Origin of the sequence: Marinobacter santoriniensis NKSG1 (assembly GCF_000347775.1) — a bacterium.
In the GTDB taxonomy this organism is placed as follows: Bacteria; Pseudomonadota; Gammaproteobacteria; order Pseudomonadales; family Oleiphilaceae; genus Marinobacter; species Marinobacter santoriniensis.
The window spans coordinates 185196-200140 of sequence record NZ_APAT01000022.1 but is presented as its reverse complement, the minus strand read 5'-3'; the positions used below and the strand labels follow the sequence as shown (position 1 = coordinate 200140).

At 61.7% G+C, this 14945-nt stretch carries 12 protein-coding genes; 7 read left to right on the top strand and 5 right to left on the bottom strand.

The annotated features are described in order from the left end of the window. Nucleotides 1-27: 27 nt before the first annotated feature. Both MSNKSG1_RS15020 and MSNKSG1_RS15015 read right to left on the bottom strand, forming a co-directional pair. On the bottom strand, nucleotides 28-2127 hold the full coding sequence (locus tag MSNKSG1_RS15020; protein ID WP_008940142.1) for a 3-hydroxybutyrate oligomer hydrolase family protein: 2100 nt from the start codon (nucleotides 2125-2127) through the stop codon (nucleotides 28-30). A 291-nt stretch (nucleotides 2128-2418) separates the two neighbouring features. Then, complete coding sequence (locus MSNKSG1_RS15015) at nucleotides 2419-2778, bottom strand: DUF6164 family protein (RefSeq protein WP_008940141.1); 360 nt, start codon at nucleotides 2776-2778, stop codon at nucleotides 2419-2421. An 84-nt stretch (nucleotides 2779-2862) separates the two neighbouring features. Here MSNKSG1_RS15015 and MSNKSG1_RS15010 point away from each other — a divergent pair, with 84 nt between their 5' ends. Genes MSNKSG1_RS15010 through MSNKSG1_RS14995 form a run of 4 tightly spaced genes read left to right on the top strand, consistent with a single transcriptional unit; the run spans nucleotide 2863 to nucleotide 7362 of the window. Next, nucleotides 2863-4275 carry a DUF2868 domain-containing protein gene (locus MSNKSG1_RS15010; protein WP_008940140.1) on the top strand — a complete coding sequence of 471 codons (1413 nt, stop codon included), beginning with the start codon at nucleotides 2863-2865 and terminating at the stop codon, nucleotides 4273-4275. Continuing rightward, the gene (locus tag MSNKSG1_RS15005) at nucleotides 4272-5702 is read left to right on the top strand and encodes a GTPase/DUF3482 domain-containing protein (protein ID WP_008940139.1); all 1431 of its coding nucleotides are present in this window, start codon (nucleotides 4272-4274) and stop codon (nucleotides 5700-5702) included. The genes MSNKSG1_RS15010 and MSNKSG1_RS15005 overlap by 4 nt, the downstream gene beginning before the upstream one ends. A gap of 50 nt (nucleotides 5703-5752) precedes the next feature. Beyond that, complete coding sequence (locus MSNKSG1_RS15000) at nucleotides 5753-6148, top strand: ectoine synthase (protein WP_008940138.1); 396 nt, start codon at nucleotides 5753-5755, stop codon at nucleotides 6146-6148. Between the two features lie 11 nt (nucleotides 6149-6159). Next, nucleotides 6160-7362 carry an MFS transporter gene (locus MSNKSG1_RS14995; protein WP_040886965.1) on the top strand — a complete coding sequence of 401 codons (1203 nt, stop codon included), beginning with the start codon at nucleotides 6160-6162 and terminating at the stop codon, nucleotides 7360-7362. A gap of 134 nt (nucleotides 7363-7496) precedes the next feature. Here MSNKSG1_RS14995 and MSNKSG1_RS14990 read toward each other — a convergent pair whose 3' ends face one another. Continuing rightward, nucleotides 7497-8672, bottom strand: a complete 1176-nt coding sequence (locus tag MSNKSG1_RS14990) for a type III PLP-dependent enzyme (protein ID WP_008940136.1) — start codon at nucleotides 8670-8672, stop codon at nucleotides 7497-7499. A gap of 293 nt (nucleotides 8673-8965) precedes the next feature. Between MSNKSG1_RS14990 and MSNKSG1_RS19650 the strand changes: the two genes are divergently transcribed. Further along, nucleotides 8966-10744: a PAS domain S-box protein gene (locus MSNKSG1_RS19650; protein ID WP_008940135.1), complete on the top strand. Its 1779-nt coding sequence runs from the start codon at nucleotides 8966-8968 to the stop codon at nucleotides 10742-10744. A gap of 23 nt (nucleotides 10745-10767) precedes the next feature. Here the strand turns inward: MSNKSG1_RS19650 and MSNKSG1_RS14980 are convergent, their stop codons facing one another. Together MSNKSG1_RS14980 and MSNKSG1_RS14975 are read right to left on the bottom strand one after the other, a co-directional pair. Continuing rightward, a complete protein-coding gene (locus MSNKSG1_RS14980) occupies nucleotides 10768-11586 on the bottom strand; it encodes an ATP-grasp domain-containing protein (RefSeq protein ID WP_008940134.1) in 819 nt (272 codons plus the stop codon). Between the two features lie 62 nt (nucleotides 11587-11648). Further along, entirely contained in the window at nucleotides 11649-12620 is a 972-nt protein-coding gene (locus tag MSNKSG1_RS14975; protein ID WP_008940133.1) for an AraC family transcriptional regulator, read from the bottom strand. Nucleotides 12621-12719: 99 nt separating this feature from the next. Between MSNKSG1_RS14975 and MSNKSG1_RS14970 the strand changes: the two genes are divergently transcribed. After that, a complete protein-coding gene (locus tag MSNKSG1_RS14970; RefSeq protein ID WP_008940132.1) occupies nucleotides 12720-14021 on the top strand; it encodes a flavin-containing monooxygenase in 1302 nt (433 codons plus the stop codon). A gap of 6 nt (nucleotides 14022-14027) precedes the next feature. Further along, on the top strand, nucleotides 14028-14942 hold the full coding sequence (locus MSNKSG1_RS14965) for a bile acid:sodium symporter family protein (RefSeq protein ID WP_008940131.1): 915 nt from the start codon (nucleotides 14028-14030) through the stop codon (nucleotides 14940-14942). The last annotated feature ends 3 nt before the right edge of the window (nucleotides 14943-14945 follow it).

Genomic DNA, 14945 nt, shown 5'->3' with positions numbered 1-14945 from the left:
CGATGCCCGGGAGTGCCAGTGCACCGTTCACTGAGGTATCCGCAACTGGTTGTCGGCGAAGACGATGCGATCGGCCGGATCCGGATCCGCACTGATATCCGGAAGGTTCGCTGCCGACAGAGGGGTGCCCATGCTGCCCCTCGGCACGGTCCGCACCACCTGGCTTGGCGGCAGCGGTTGCCCGTCTTCCAGGTGCGCCCACACCAGGTCCAGGGCCTGGAAGTAATAGTGGTGGAGCGGCACGTATCGATCGGCGAAGCCCGGGAAACCGTTCAGGACATCCAGGTGGTGCGCGTTGAGCACCTCGTAGTAGCGTAAACCGGAGCCCGCACCCTCGACTTCCTGATTCAGGCCCACGTAGGGACGGGACGTGTGGTTGATCGGCAGGATGGCATCGGACCGACCCGTCACGATAACGGCCGGCTTGCCGTGCAGGTCGCCACCGGCGCGGATGGCATCGATTCCCCGGGCGATCCGCTCGGACCAGCCCCGATCCCTGCCAGTCAGCGCCTCACCGGAGGCCGGATTCCGGCCGGACGCGAGCCCCCTCAGACACAGAAGGGCATCCAGACCGTGATCCGCCAGACCGTCACTCGGAGACACGCTGGCAGCCAACAGTGTGGGCTGCCCGACGGCGCCGTCGTAGACCAGATTGACCCCGGCACTGGGCGGGATGCCGTTGCTGGTCGAGAACAGGGCGGCCTCTGCGGCTCCGGGCAGCGGGGCGACCGCGCCGTTACTGTCCGTTGCAGCCAGGCTCAGATCACACAGCCGGTCCTCAACACCGGCCCGGGCATAGGCGTTGGCGTAGGTCATCGAGATGCTCTGTGCCACCGAGAGGCCGAAATGGGCCGGAGCCAACAGGTTTTGCTCTGGCTGAATGGCGAATTCGTCGTTGAGGATCCGTAGCGCATCGGTTGCCTGTTCATCCAGGGTGGCACCGGTGACAAGCCCCTTGAGGGCCAGGGACTGACAGATATTCGCCCCGATCGCAGGCGGGTTCAGGGCCGCGTTCAGCGGCGCAGCATCGCGTACCGACGGCGCCAGGTTGGCGCACCCCTGGTACACGGCCAGCGCTGTGGTGTAATCCAGCAGGCTGCGGCTGTGCCGGGTAATGACCGGCCCATCGCCCTGCCGGATGGTGAACCGGCGGTCGACCTCCGGATTCACGTTCGGCTCGGAGACTGCCACTCCGTCAATCAGATTCTGGTCGTCCAGCTCCGCCGCCCGCACCGAGGCGCCACCGCCATTCGACACGCTGGAGGCAATCACCCGGGTATTCTCGGGCGTGATGGTAGCAAGCACCTTTCCGTTTGCGAGCTTGCGACCGAACTGCTCATTGAGCACGTAGAAGCCGAAACGGATCGATTGCAGGACGTGCCGTCCCCAGTCAGCTTCGGGATTCTGTTTTGAGTGGGCATGTTTCCAGGCAAAACGGTTCGGCCATTGGGCGCTGAAATCCGCCCGCTTCGTGTCGTTGAGATCCGCCCGGAACTGGACCGGTTCGTCAGCGGTGGTCAGCGTACCATCGAGCCGTTGGGCGGCATCGGTTTCGAGATTGTGCGAGCCCGTGCCGGTGCCTTTATCGGTATAAACCACCGTGCAGCCTTTTTTCAGCCCCCACTCACCGGCGGTGCCGATGGCGCCATAGATCCCGCGGGAGCCGGAAGACGGTGCGGTAATCATGCAGGGTTGGGCCGGGTCGAAGCTGTCAGGTACCTGGGCCATCACCGTGACCGGGACGTTGCTGCCGGGCACGGTCATGTAGGCGCGGTATTCCCGTCCGGCGATCAACCCCTCTCCCGACGTACCGACGCCCGGGCCGAAGAAGGTTCCGTAGCCACCACCCGGGACAGTGTCCACCAGGGCGCGGTAGTTATTGTAGATCGCCAGCCGTCTGAGTTCCGCCGGGGTCGGGTTGAGCGCGTCGTCGAACGCAGGCGGCGTGGTACTTGCGATTCCGGTGGCGCCCAGACCCGCCGTAAGCAGATCGTCGGTGACACCGTCATACTGGGTCATCTGGATCTCGCCCTGGAGAAACGCGGGGCGGACATTGAACGGTTCCTTGCAGGCAGACAAGGCAATACCGGTTGCACCGATGAGGGTGCAAAGCATGATTCGTTTCATGATCGATCCCTGTTTGTTGTTGTTAGCGAATCCGGTCCTGATTCCTGATCAAGACCAAACCCGCTTATGCGTATCCCATGCCAACAGGGCAAGCCATTGATTCAACAAGGATTTATAAGAAATGGTCTCGAATGACCGGCATTTCGCTCCGGAAATCCGGACATTTGAGAAACCGGTTAGCAGGAATTAGCAGGAAGAAGGCGCCTGTAACGCTACCGTCGAGGCAATTCGTCCTGTTATCCGGACAGTGTCAGGGTTTCCGGACACTGGATGCCTGGAGGGTCGATGGCATCAGCCAAGATGGAGGAACGGTAACAGGCTCAGACCCAGAATCACGACGGCGGCGAGCATCGCCACGATAACCCGGACCGGACGTTGCCTGAAGAGGAACCAGAAGCCGGTCTCGCCGCGGGCCTGCCGATCCTGGAAGTCCTGCCGTTGCCGCGTTCGGCGCTGATCCTGATAGTCATCCAGCAGGGCGCGGGCGCGCTCCGCCTCATCCTCGTCGTGGACCCAGAAGCCCCCCATGCTGATGCCCCATCGACTGGGAGGCGTTTCGTAATACCGGACGCCATGGGCCTCGAACAGCGCGCGAATCTCATCGGCTTCGTCGTCCGGGACATGGCGCAGGTTCATCAGATGGTGAGGCATGGCGGTTCGCTGGCTGGTATCGGGATCGGGGTTGGCGATATCCTATCATCAAAGGACCAACGACCGAATCCACCAGGACACTGCATGAGCGACAGCCCCCTCCGTCTGCTGCTGGACTTTGATGATCGCTTCCAGCGGGACAGAGACCAGTCCGCCGCTTTTCTCCATCGCCGGGATCGTCGTTTTGCACTGGACTGCGAACAGCAGGGCAAAACGCCGGACGTCGCCCGCTGGTTAACCTTCATGGACCGGCTCAGTGGGCCCGGTGGCCGGAGCGATACCAGCCGCCGGGACCTGAAGCGGTGGCGTTCCGTCAACACGGGCTTTGCCATCGCCGGCAGTGTGTTGGGCATTCTCACGATGACAGGCCTGCTCTTCTACGACGGTGGCCAGCGAATCAACATCACCGTCATCCTAGGGTTCGTCGCGCTGCAACTGCTTCTGGCCCTGGCCACCACCCTGCAGCCCCTGTTTGGCGGCCAGCCCTGGGCCTGGCTGCTCAGACGCCTGGGCCGGCCACCCACCACATCCGCACTGACCCGTCTGCAGCCCTTTCTGATGGCACGGGCCGCACACATCGGCGGCGCAGGCTTTGCCGCGACCGGCCTGCTGACACTTCTGGCGATGATTGTGGTGCAGGATCTGGCTTTCGGTTGGAGCACAACCCTGGACACCGCAGCCCCCAGTTACCACAGCCTGATCCGGCAGGTCGCCACACCCTGGGCCTGGCTGTGGCCATCGGCGGTGCCATCCATGGATCTGGTGGAGGCCACCCGGTTTTTCCGGGCGTCCGCGGAGGTCGGCGGGACCGACCCCCAACAATGGGGCCAGTGGTGGCCCTTCGTGGTGATGCTCTGGGTGACCTGGGTCCTGTTTCCGCGGGTTGTCCTGCTCGCCCTGAGCCAGGGGCTGCTTCGCCGGCGGGCCCGCCGCCTGCTGGCCGGTCACCCGGGCATGCAGGCGCTGCTGTACCGGATGGAAACCCCGGCGCTGGACACCGGCAGCGCGCACAACGACGCGGACGATCTTCCCGACATCCGCACCCGGTCCGCACCCGACCGGCTTCCGGACACCAACCTGCTGATCTGCTGGGCGGGCACGGGCGATTCGCCGTTGCCTGCCGCCCTGGAGGATCCCGGAACCCGGATTTTCAAGGCCGGAGGGCGAGCCACCCTGGCCGAGGACGAAGAGGTCATCCACGAAGTCGCCAGAGCCCTGGAACAGACCCGGGAACCGGCGGTCGTGCTGGTCAGCCGGAGCTGGGAGCCGCCGACCGGCGAGTTGCAGGATTTCCTTCTGGAGGCCCGGGAACACTGGCCCCGGAACACCCGGATTGCCTTGTTACCGCTGGCGCCCAATCCATTGCAGCGGCCGGCAGACGGACCGCTGCAGACCTGGCTCCGCTTCGCCGAGCGCTTGCCCGGCGGCCAGGCTTCGGTCGTCCTTCCGGCGCTGGAAGCACCGGAGATCCATCCCACCGGGAGTACCCTGCCATGACGCCGTCGCCGGTTTTTGCCGTGGTCGGTCATCCCAACAAGGGCAAGTCGAGCGTGGTCGCAACCCTGTCCCAGAACGACGCCATTGCCATCGCCCTGGAACCGGGTACCACCCGTCGGCGCCAGTCCTACCCGCTCGCTGTCGATGGCACCATACTCTACACCCTGGTCGACACGCCCGGATTCCAGCGACCCCGCCGTGTTCTCCAGTGGCTGGAGGCACACAGTCTGTCCGCCTCCGACCACCCGGATACGGTGCGAGCCTTCGTCGTTCAGCATCGCGGCGACGACCGCTTCGTCGATGAATGCGAATTGCTGGCCCCGCTTGTGGAGGGCGCCGGCATTATCTATGTGGTCGACGGCTCCGTTCCCTACAGCGCCGAACACGAGGCGGAGATGACCATCCTGCGCTGGACCGGCCGGCCCAGTCTGGCGCTGATCAACAGTATCGGCCCCGATGACCACAGCGACACCTGGCAAACGGCCCTCGGCCAGTTCTTCCAGGTGGTTCGCAGATTCGATGCCGTGCGCGCGCCTTTCGACCAGCACCTCAGTCTTCTCCGGGCCTTCGGCCAACTGGAACCGGAGTGGGAAGCCCCCTTGAATCTCGCCACCGAATTCCTGGCCAGACAGCGGGAACAGCGCCGACACCAGTCCGCCAACCGCATTGCCGAAGCCCTTGAAGACATGATGGCCTTCCAGGAAAAACGCATCCTGACTCCGGGCCAGGTTGCCGAAACCAGTGACACCACCGTCGCCGAGCAGCTCCGGGAACGCTGGTACCGACGGCAACGACAGAGAGAACAGACTCTCCGGTCCGACATCGAACACCTTTACCAGCATCAGCGTATCCGCCGTCAGGAAGCGGAGCTGAGCTGGCACCACGATCACGACCTGTTCTCCGAAAGCAGCCGGAAAAACTGGGCCGTCAGCAAACGCTACCTGGCCACGGCCGGCTTTGGTGCAGGGGCGGTCAGCGGGGCCAGCATCGACGCCCTGACCTTCGGCTCGTCCCTCGGCACCGGGGCACTGGTCGGCGGGCTGATCGGGGCCGCCGGCAGCTACCTGTACGGCGACCGCCTGGCCTTGCCGGCGCTGAACATCGGCCCATTAAAAAACGGGTTGAAAACAGGCACGTTCGGGCCTGTACAGGACAGTCAGTTCGGCTATGTTGTATTAGGAAGGGCTGTGGATCACTGGTGGCAAATCAGCAACCGGAACCATGCGGGTCGCGACCTCCTGGACCTGGCCCCAGCCGATCACCACTGGCTGGAAAACCTCGACAAGCACAGCCGACAGGTCATTCAGCGGACCTTCGACAAGTGTCGGAAGCAACGACCCCTGGACGATAGCCAGCGCCAGAAATTCGCGGCCGCCATTGAAAAGGCCATGTTGACCTATGACGACTGGCGGTTGAACCGCGGCTGATCCGCATGTTTATACTGTATGGCTATTCCATCACACATTGGGGAATGCAAATGAAAATTGTACGAGTTCAGGACATCATCGGTACCGAGCGTGAAGTCAGCGACAAGCAGTGGACCAGCCGCCGCCTGTTGCTGAAGAAGGATGGCATGGGCTTCTCCTTCCACGAGACCATCATCAAGGCCGGCTCGGAGCACACCTTCTGGTACAAGCATCACCTGGAAGCGGTTTACTGCGTTTCCGGTAACGGTCGCATCAAGGACCTGGCCACCGGCGAAGTCCACGAAATCACCGACGGCACCCTGTATGCCCTGGACAAGCACGACCGTCACACCCTGTACGGTGGCACTGAAGACATGCGCCTGATCTGCGCCTTCAACCCGCCGGTCACCGGTCGTGAGATCCATGACGAAGACGGCGCCTACCTGCCGGATACCAGCGACAACTGATCCGGTCGTCCGTGGCTGAACAACAGGCCGCAAACACGCCGCCACCGCCAGCAACGCTGCTGCCGGTGGCGGTGTTGCTTTGGCTGGCCGGTGTTTACCTCAGGATACCGGTATTGGTGGCTCCGCCGCTGGCTCCCTTCATCGGCGACGAGCTGGACCTGTCCAAGGCACTCACCGGGGCCCTGACCACCTTACCCATCCTGATGCTGGCGATCGGCGCCATGCCCGGTTCACTGGCCATTGCCCGCATGGGCCCGAGGAACACCCTCGCGATGGCCATGGTGGTCATGGCCGTCGGCTCCGCAGCGCGGGGACTCGTTCCGGACACCGCGAGCTTGCTGGTCGCCAGTGCCGTCATGGGCTTTGGCGTCGCCATGATGCAACCGGCACTGCCAGCGTTGCTGCCCCGGTGGCTGCAACCTCATCACCTCGCCATCGGCTCCGCCATCTACATGAACGGCATGCTCATGGGCGAATTCATCGGTGCCGGGATAACCCTGCCCGTACTGATGCCCCTGCTGGACAACAGTTGGCGCGCCACCCTGATCGCCTGGTCACTCCCGGCCCTGCTGATCGCCGCCGCGCTGTTCCTGCCCCGACGAGACCTGGCCCGCCCCACGCGAAAAATGGCCTGGCTGCCGGACTGGAAAAACCCGCTGACCCTGAAACTCGGCCTACTGCTGGGCCTCTCCGGCTCCATGTTCTTCGGCCTCAACGCCTACATGGGCAACCTGCTGGAACAGCAAGGTCAGTTTGACCGACTTTCCGAAGCCCTGTTCAGCTACAACATCGCCCAGGTGTTCGCATCCCTGATCATGCTCAAAATGGCCCGACTCTGGGTCGGCCGACGCACCCTGATCGTCGTCATGGCCAGCCTCAGCATCGCCGGCACCGTCGGCACCATCACCCTGGACGGCTGGTGGTCCATCGCCAGCGCCACCCTGATGAGCTTCGTCGCCGGCATCCTCCTGATCCTCCTGGTTGCCCTGCCGCCCCTGCTGGTCAGCTCCGAAGAAACCGGCCGACTCTCCGCCGGCACCTTCCTGGTGGGCTACACCATGGCCTTCACCGTTCCCATGCTCGGCGGCCTCCTGGCCGACTCGACCGGCGACGTCCGCCATGCCCTCATGGTCATGATCGCCTACAGCCTCCTGGTCCTCCCCCTGGCATTTACCCTGGATCTCAAACGACAAAAGGGCCAGCCCGAAGGCTGACCCTTTCAAGGACTCCAACGCCAACGGCCGAAGGCCGTGGGGCGGGGTGTCTTTCCGCCGGGAAAAAGATGTCCGAGCAAAGCGAGTTGTTTTTCCCAGAGGAAAGACACCCCGCCCCGCGGCCCGACTCCAGCTCAGATGTAATAGTCTTTAAGCGGAGGAAACCCGTTAAACTCAATGGCACTGTATGTCGTGGTATAAGCCCCCGTCGACAGCCAGTACATCCGATCCCCGATCGCCAGATTCAGCGGCAACGGATACTTGTGATGCTCGTACATGATGTCCGCACTGTCACAGGTCGGCCCCGCAATCACGCAGTCCTCGCCCTCACCGGACTTCTCCGTCCAGATCGGAAACTTGATCGCCTCATCCAGCGTCTCGATCAGACCACTGAACTTGCCAACATCGGTAAACACCCACCGGTGCAACGCCGTCCGCGACTTGCGGGAAATCAGCACGACCTCACTGACGAGCACCCCCGCATTGGAGATCAGCGACCGGCCCGGCTCGATAATGATTTCCGGCAACTCGTCACCAAAATCCTCGTGCAGGAACCGCGCGATTTCCTCCGCGTACACCCCCAGCTCATTGGTCCGGGTGATGTAGTTCGCCGGAAAGCCGCCGCCCATGTTGATCATCTTCAGTTCGATGCCATCCTCTTCCTTCAGGCGCTCGAAGATGACCTTGACTTTGTTCAGGGCCGCATCCCAGGCGCCGATCTCACGCTGCTGGGAACCCACGTGGAAGGACACGCCATAGGGCACCAGTCCCAGGTCCCGGGCCAGGATCAGCAGATCCATCGCCATGTCCGTCTGACAGCCAAACTTCCGCGAGAGCGGCCAGTCCGCCGTCAACGTGCCCTCGGTCAGGATGCGCACGTACACTTTCGAACCCGGTGCCGCCTTCGCAATGTTGCGCAGATCCGCCTCGGAGTCGGTCGCAAACAGGCGCACACCCTGCTCATAGAAGGTGCGGATATCCTTCGCCTTCTTGATGGTGTTGCCGTAGCTGATGCGGTCCCCGCTGACCCCCAGCGCCAGAACCTTATCCAGCTCATACACCGACGCAATGTCAAAACAGGCGCCCTTGTCCCGCAGCATGGTCAGGATCTGCGGCGCCGGATTCGCCTTCACCGCGTAGTACACCTTGGCGTACGGGAAACCTTCCACCAGTTCGTTGTACTGGCGATCGATGGTTCTGGTATCAATCACCACGAACGGAGTTTCCCGGGTATCGGAAAATTCCTTGATGCGCTTGAACGTCTCGGCATCGTAGTAGTCGGCAATGGTCGCGTTGGCGGCTTCAGTCATGGATGGTGTGTCCCTCCACAGGGCAATCGGGCATAAAAAAAGGCGCCACAGCAACGCTGCAGCACCCGTCAGATGGCGCGATCATCGGGCTTTTTTCAGGGAGCGGATATGAGCATTTCTACCCATGGTCCCGGAGGTTGGTTACACAACAATACGATCAAAAATTGACCAGGCACAAAAAGCCACAAAGTAGTCCTGTAAAGCATCGCTTCCTGACCCGATAAATACCTGAATAGTTTTAGAATGAAACTATCAGACTGTCAGAATAATCATTATAAGAGGCTCAGGGCATCATGCTTTTTAGACGCAACCATCTCCAACAGATCCTGGAGCAGGCCCTTGACGCTGTCGTCAGCATCAATGAAAAGAATCAGGTCACATTCTTCAACGCCGCCGCAGAACGCCTGTGGGGGTATGACCGAAGCGAAGTACTCGGCAAGAATGTAAAAATGCTGGTGCCCACGGAAATTCAGGGCGCCCACGACAGCTACATCGAAAAAAACCGCACCACCGGCGAAGACAAGATTGTCGGGACCAGCCGCAACGTTCTGATGACCCGCAAGGACGGTTCCACCCTGTGGGCCAACCTGGCGCTCAATAAGGTGGTATACGGCAAGTCCATCACCTATACGGCCTTCGTTCGGGACATCTCGGCGGAATACGCCGATCGGGAAATCATCAGCCAGACACTGGAACAGGCACTGGATGCGGTGGTGACGATCGATGAAAACAACTGCATCACCTTCGCGAACTCGGCCGCCGAGACCCTCTGGGGATACGACCGCGCGGAGATGCTCGGCCAGAATGTGAAGATGCTGGTCCCATCGGATATCCGCAGCCGACACGACGACATGGTCAACGCCAATCGCCGCACCGGCGTGGACAAGATTGTCGGAACCACCCGGGAAGTACCGGTTTATCGCAAGGATGGTTCAAGGCGCTGGGCGTCACTGGCGTTGTCCAAGATCCGGTTGGAAGACCGCATCCTCTATACCGCGTTTCTGAAGGACGTCACCGCCGAAGTCGCCCGCCGGGAGGAATTCCAGCTGCTCTCCATGGTGGCGAACGAAACGGATAATGCCGTGGTGATCACGGATCCCGAACGGCGTATCGAGTACGTCAACAAGGGTTTCAACCAGCTCACGGGCTATACCCTGGAGGAAGTGCAGGGTAAAAACCCTGGCACCCTGCTGCAGGGTCCTCACACCGACCAGGCAACCATCCGGAAAATCCGGGACAAGCTGGAACGTCGGGAGCCGTTCTACGATGAAATCCTGAATTATGACCGGAACAAACAACCGTACTGGGTCTCCCTGGCCATCAATCCGGTGTTCAACGATGAGGGCAAACTGACCCATTTCATTTCGATTCAGGCCAACGTCACCCAGACCAAGGAACAATCCCTGGAATTCACCCGTCGGTTTGACGCCATCAGCGCCAACAATGGTGTCGGGGAGTGGGACCTGGACGGCCACCTGATCAAGGCGAACAGCTACATGGTGTCTCACCTGGGCGACGCCACCGAAGAGGCCCTGAAGACCCGGAGCCGCAACCTGCGGGACATCGTCGGTGTCGATATCTTCCAGCGGGTACTGGCCGGTGAACAGGTCCGGGGCAGCTTCGACCTCCAGTCCAGCGACGGACGCTCCCACTGGTTTGATGCCACCCTTTGCCCCATTGCGGATTTCGAGGGCAATCTCCGTTACATCGTCACTTACGGGATCGACATCAATTCGAAGCTGGAGGCAGTTCGGGTTACGGATGAAGAAATGGGACTGGTGTTGAGCTCATCGCGGGAAATCTCCAACATCGTCGAGGTCATCAACGGTATCGCCAGCCAGACCAATCTTCTTGCGCTCAATGCCGCCATCGAGGCTGCCCGGGCTGGCGAGGCGGGCCGTGGGTTTGCGGTGGTAGCGGACGAGGTCCGCCAGCTTGCCCAACGCTCCAGCCAGTCGGCCGACGAGATCAACCGCCTGGTATCGGAAACCTCTCAACGGGTGGAAGACCTCGCCAACTCCCTTCGACGACTGAACGAGGTGTCCAGCGACGAGTTGAACGAGTCGACCTGAGCACAGGGCCGGGCGGTCCAACCCTAGCTGGCCAGCGGCCAGATCGGCGCTGGCGGCTGCGGACCGTCCGGGTCCTCCGGTCTGCTCTGCTGCCGGAGGTAGCTCAGGATTGCCGTCTTCAGTTCACCGCCCTGGTCGAGCCCCTTGTTGCCGAAAAGCCGATTGAATTCGAGGACATAGGGGTAACCTTCGACCAGGGCAATATCAAACCCGGCATGATCCACCCCCAAATCCCGGGCTAATCTCAACGCCAGATCCGTCGCTGCCGCCGGTACCGGGCCCTTGTCGATCTGCCCGCCCCGGGCCACGTTGTTGTAGAAGCCCTGGTCAGCCTGGGTCCGCCAGTAGGCGGTCAGGACCCTGTCGCCAACCACAACGACGCGAACATCCCGGTCAATGGGCAGGTACTCCTGGACATATAGCACATCGCTACGTTCGCAATAGCGTCGCCAGTCCTCCCGGGTCTCGATCAGCCAGACCCCTTCCCCCATGCTCGACTTGGGCAGCTTCGCGACAAAGGGATGGCTCATGGCGTCCCAGAGGCTTTCCCGTTCCTGTGGACCATTAGCTTCAATAAGCGTCCAGGGGGTATGCTCCGGCGCCACGGTCTGGAAAGCCCGGGTCATCTCGATCTTGTCGTGGCCGATACGATAGCTGGCCACGCTGGGGAATACGCGACACTTGAGCCCATGCACCAGCGCATTGAGCTGCCAGTATTCCGGGAACAGAACCCAGTCGGCCTCCTGCAACAACGCCTTGTGCTGCAGAAACTGCTCCGGCTTGAGAACCGTGGTATCCGGAAAACCCAGGGTCCGGAAGACATTGAAAGAAACACACTGCATGGAGTCGGGTACTCGGAAAGGGACCTGCGCATTTTATGCACAATTCCGGGTTTGGCAAGCCCTCAGCAGAACCCCGCCCGAAAACGGGACGGCGTGATGCCCTCCCAGCGCCGGAACGCCCTGGCAAAGGCGGCTTCTTCGGAGAATCCAAGACGCTCACTGACCGCTGTAACCGTTTGACCTGCCTGCAACAGGTCCACCGCCAACCGATGCAGTTCCCGCTCCCGGAGCACCTTGAAGGACAGCCCCTCGTCCGCCAGCAACCGGTTCAGGTGCCGGCCACTGACCGCCAGCTCAGACGCCACCCGCTCCTTGCCCCAGGCGGGGTTGGTCCGGACCAGGTATGCGACCTGGCCGCTCAGGCTTTGCTGGCCAAGGGCTGCCAGTGTTTCGTCGGCGAGCTGGCGCAAGTGATCGCGCAACGCACTGTTGGCCTGAATCAACGGAAGGGCGCCCTGGTCCCGCCGGAACTGCAGACAATGCCGGTCGCTGCCGAAGACCACCGACATACCCAGACGTTCCCGATACTGCGCCGGTTCCGCCAGAGGCTCGTGACCGAGCAGCAGTTTTTCCGGACGAAAGGCCCCGCCGGTCGCCCATCCCGCAAGCCTGACCAACGAGGCCATCACCGCCTCAACCCGCTCTGCAACCCGCACCCGATAGCCGGGGTGATAACAGAACGACACCAATGCACCTTCCTCCGACAGCGAAAATTCGCTGCCGTCTCCCACCACCGGGGCATAGTCCACCAGTGTCTCAAGTCCCTCACGCAGGGTGTCGCAACTCACCAGCAGCATCCCCGCACTGTCCAGGTGCCCCACCTGCAAACCCAGGCCGATTTCCAGGCCGGCCAGGGGATCCTTACTGGCCCGACAGTATTCGTCCCAGAGCTGGTCCTGGACCATGAGAGGCACCCGCTCGCCGGGCACCAGCTGTTCAATCACCGCATCGGACAACGCAATCCCCTGGCGCTCTGCCGCCTGGAGAATCGCCCGGGCATAAAGGTGGGTAACCGTAGGTGAAGATCCGATCATGGCTCGAATTGTCGTGGTTTGTGTCCCGTCCGGTCGGGAAAACCGGTTCGTAAGCTCATAAGATACGGGATGATAAAAACAAAATCAGGAAAAGCCATCATGTATGCAGTCATCGGTGCCGGGCCCATGGGCCTCGCCTGCGCCCGCAACCTCCAGAAACAGGGGATTCCGTTTACCGGATTCGAGCTTCACAGTGATGTCGGCGGTCTGTGGGATATCGATAACCCCCACAGCACCATGTATGACACCGCGCACCTGATCTCCTCCAAGCGGATGACCGAGTTTGCAGAATTTCCCATGGGGGATTCCGTCGCCCAGTACCCGAGCCACCATGAACTCAGGGCCTATTTCCAGGACTTTGTGGATCATTTCGGCCTGCGGCAGCATTACGAATTCAACACCCGCGTGATCGAGGTGGTGCCGGACGGCGAACAATGGCAAATCACCACCGAACACGAAGGTGAGCAGCAGACCCGCCGATTCGATGGCGTGATGATCGCCAACGGCACCCTGCACACCCCCAACATGCCAACCCTGCCGGGCACCTTCACCGGAGACCTGCTGCATTCCGCGGACTACCGGAGTCCGGACATCTTCCACGACAAGCGAGTGCTGATTGTCGGTTGTGGCAACTCTGGCGCCGACATCGCCGTGGATGCGGTCCATCACGCCCGCTCGGTGGATATGAGCCTGCGCCGGGGCTATTACTTTCTGCCGAAATTCCTCAAGGGCAAACCGGTGGATACCATCGGCGGCAAGCTGAAACTCCCACGTCCGCTCAAACAACGCCTCGATGCTCTGCTGATCCGCCTGGTCATGGGCAAACCCTCGGATTACGGACTGCCGGACCCGGACTATCGGATGTACGAATCCCACCCGGTGATCAACTCACTGATCCTGCATCACCTGGGACACGGCGACATCCGGCCCCGGCGCAGTATTGAGCGGGTCGAAGGCAAGACGGTCCATTTCAGCGATGGCGAGCAGGCTGACTACGACATGATCCTGATGGCCACCGGTTACCTGCTGAACTACCCGTTCATCGATCGGACGCATCTCAACTGGCCGGAGGGTGAGGACGCGCCCCGGCTGTACCTGAACATGATGCACCCGGACTACAACAACCTGTTCCTGATGGGGATGGTGGAGGCTACCGGTCTGGGCTGGGAAGGTCGCAACCAACAGGCCCGTCTGGCGGCCCTGTTCATCCGGGAGCAGCAGAAAGGCTCGGCCGCCGCCAGCGCCCTCCGGCAGCGGAAACAGGCCCGCACCGGTGAACGTCTGGACGGCGGCTATCACTACATCAAGCTCGCGCGCATGGCCTACTACGTCAACAAGGACACCTACCTGGAGGCACTGGCCAGGGACATCGATCAACTTGAACCCGGGCAGAGGGGATAAAGGCCAATGTCTGCTCCCCTGACCATTCATTTCAACCCGGCCAGCCTGATTACGCTGAACGCCATACTCGCCCTGATGATGTTCGGGGTGTCCCTGAACCTGAGGCCGGCCGATTTCCGGCGGGTCCTGTCCATTCCCCGGGCACCGGTAGCGGGTCTGTTTGCCCAGTTCGTGCTGTTGCCGGCGGCCACCTGCCTGTTCACCTGGGCTCTGGGGATCGATCCGCAACTGGCCCTCGGCATGATTCTCGTGGCCTCCTGTCCCGGAGGCAGCTTTTCCAACATCATGACCTGGCTGAGCCGGGGCAGCGTCGCCGTTTCGGTCAGCATGACCGCCATTTCCAGCCTGGCGGCCACGGTGATGACACCCCTGAACTTTGCCTTCTATGGATGGCTCAACCCGCATACCCGGGGCTACCTGCAGGAGATTGCGCTGCAACCGGAGAACGTGTTGATGCTGGTACTTCTGGTACTGGCACTGCCTCTGGTCCTGGGCATGCTGGTGGGCGGGCGGTTTCCGTCCCTTGCCGAGCGTAGCGAAAAACCGCTGCGTTTTACCTCACTGCTGATTTTCCTGGCGTTCGTGGCCATTGCCTTCTTCAACAATGTCGACCTGTTTCTGGCGAAGTTCCACACCTTCTTCTGGCTGGTCGTGGGCCATAACCTGCTGGCGCTGACATTGGGCTACGGAATGGCCCGGCTGATGCGCCTTTCGGTCCCGGACCAACGGGCCGTCACGCTGGAAGTCGGTATCCAGAATTCCGGACTGGGACTGGTGATCCTGTTCACTTTCTTCCCCGATGCCGGCGGCATGATGCTCATTACCGCCTTCTGGGGCGTATGGCACCTGGTATCCGGCCTGACGCTCTCCCAGATCTGGGCCCGGCGCCCGATCCCCGAACCCGTACAACAACAAAGCTGACGC

Excerpts from the sequence above, each read along its gene's own strand:
- MSNKSG1_RS14965 (WP_008940131.1), top strand. The coding sequence starts at position 14,028 with ATGTCTGCTCCCCTGACCATTCATTTCAACCCGGCCAGCCTGATTACG.
- MSNKSG1_RS14980 (WP_008940134.1), bottom strand. The coding sequence starts at position 11,586 with ATGCAGTGTGTTTCTTTCAATGTCTTCCGGACCCTGGGTTTTCCGGAT.
- MSNKSG1_RS14990 (WP_008940136.1), bottom strand. The coding sequence starts at position 8,672 with ATGACTGAAGCCGCCAACGCGACCATTGCCGACTACTACGATGCCGAG.
- MSNKSG1_RS14975 (WP_008940133.1), bottom strand. The coding sequence starts at position 12,620 with ATGATCGGATCTTCACCTACGGTTACCCACCTTTATGCCCGGGCGATT.
- MSNKSG1_RS19650 (WP_008940135.1), top strand. The coding sequence starts at position 8,966 with ATGCTTTTTAGACGCAACCATCTCCAACAGATCCTGGAGCAGGCCCTT.
- MSNKSG1_RS15000 (WP_008940138.1), top strand. The coding sequence starts at position 5,753 with ATGAAAATTGTACGAGTTCAGGACATCATCGGTACCGAGCGTGAAGTC.
- MSNKSG1_RS15005 (WP_008940139.1), top strand. The coding sequence starts at position 4,272 with ATGACGCCGTCGCCGGTTTTTGCCGTGGTCGGTCATCCCAACAAGGGC.
- MSNKSG1_RS15010 (WP_008940140.1), top strand. The coding sequence starts at position 2,863 with ATGAGCGACAGCCCCCTCCGTCTGCTGCTGGACTTTGATGATCGCTTC.
- MSNKSG1_RS15015 (WP_008940141.1), bottom strand. The coding sequence starts at position 2,778 with ATGCCTCACCATCTGATGAACCTGCGCCATGTCCCGGACGACGAAGCC.
- MSNKSG1_RS15020 (WP_008940142.1), bottom strand. The coding sequence starts at position 2,127 with ATGAAACGAATCATGCTTTGCACCCTCATCGGTGCAACCGGTATTGCC.
- MSNKSG1_RS14970 (WP_008940132.1), top strand. The coding sequence starts at position 12,720 with ATGTATGCAGTCATCGGTGCCGGGCCCATGGGCCTCGCCTGCGCCCGC.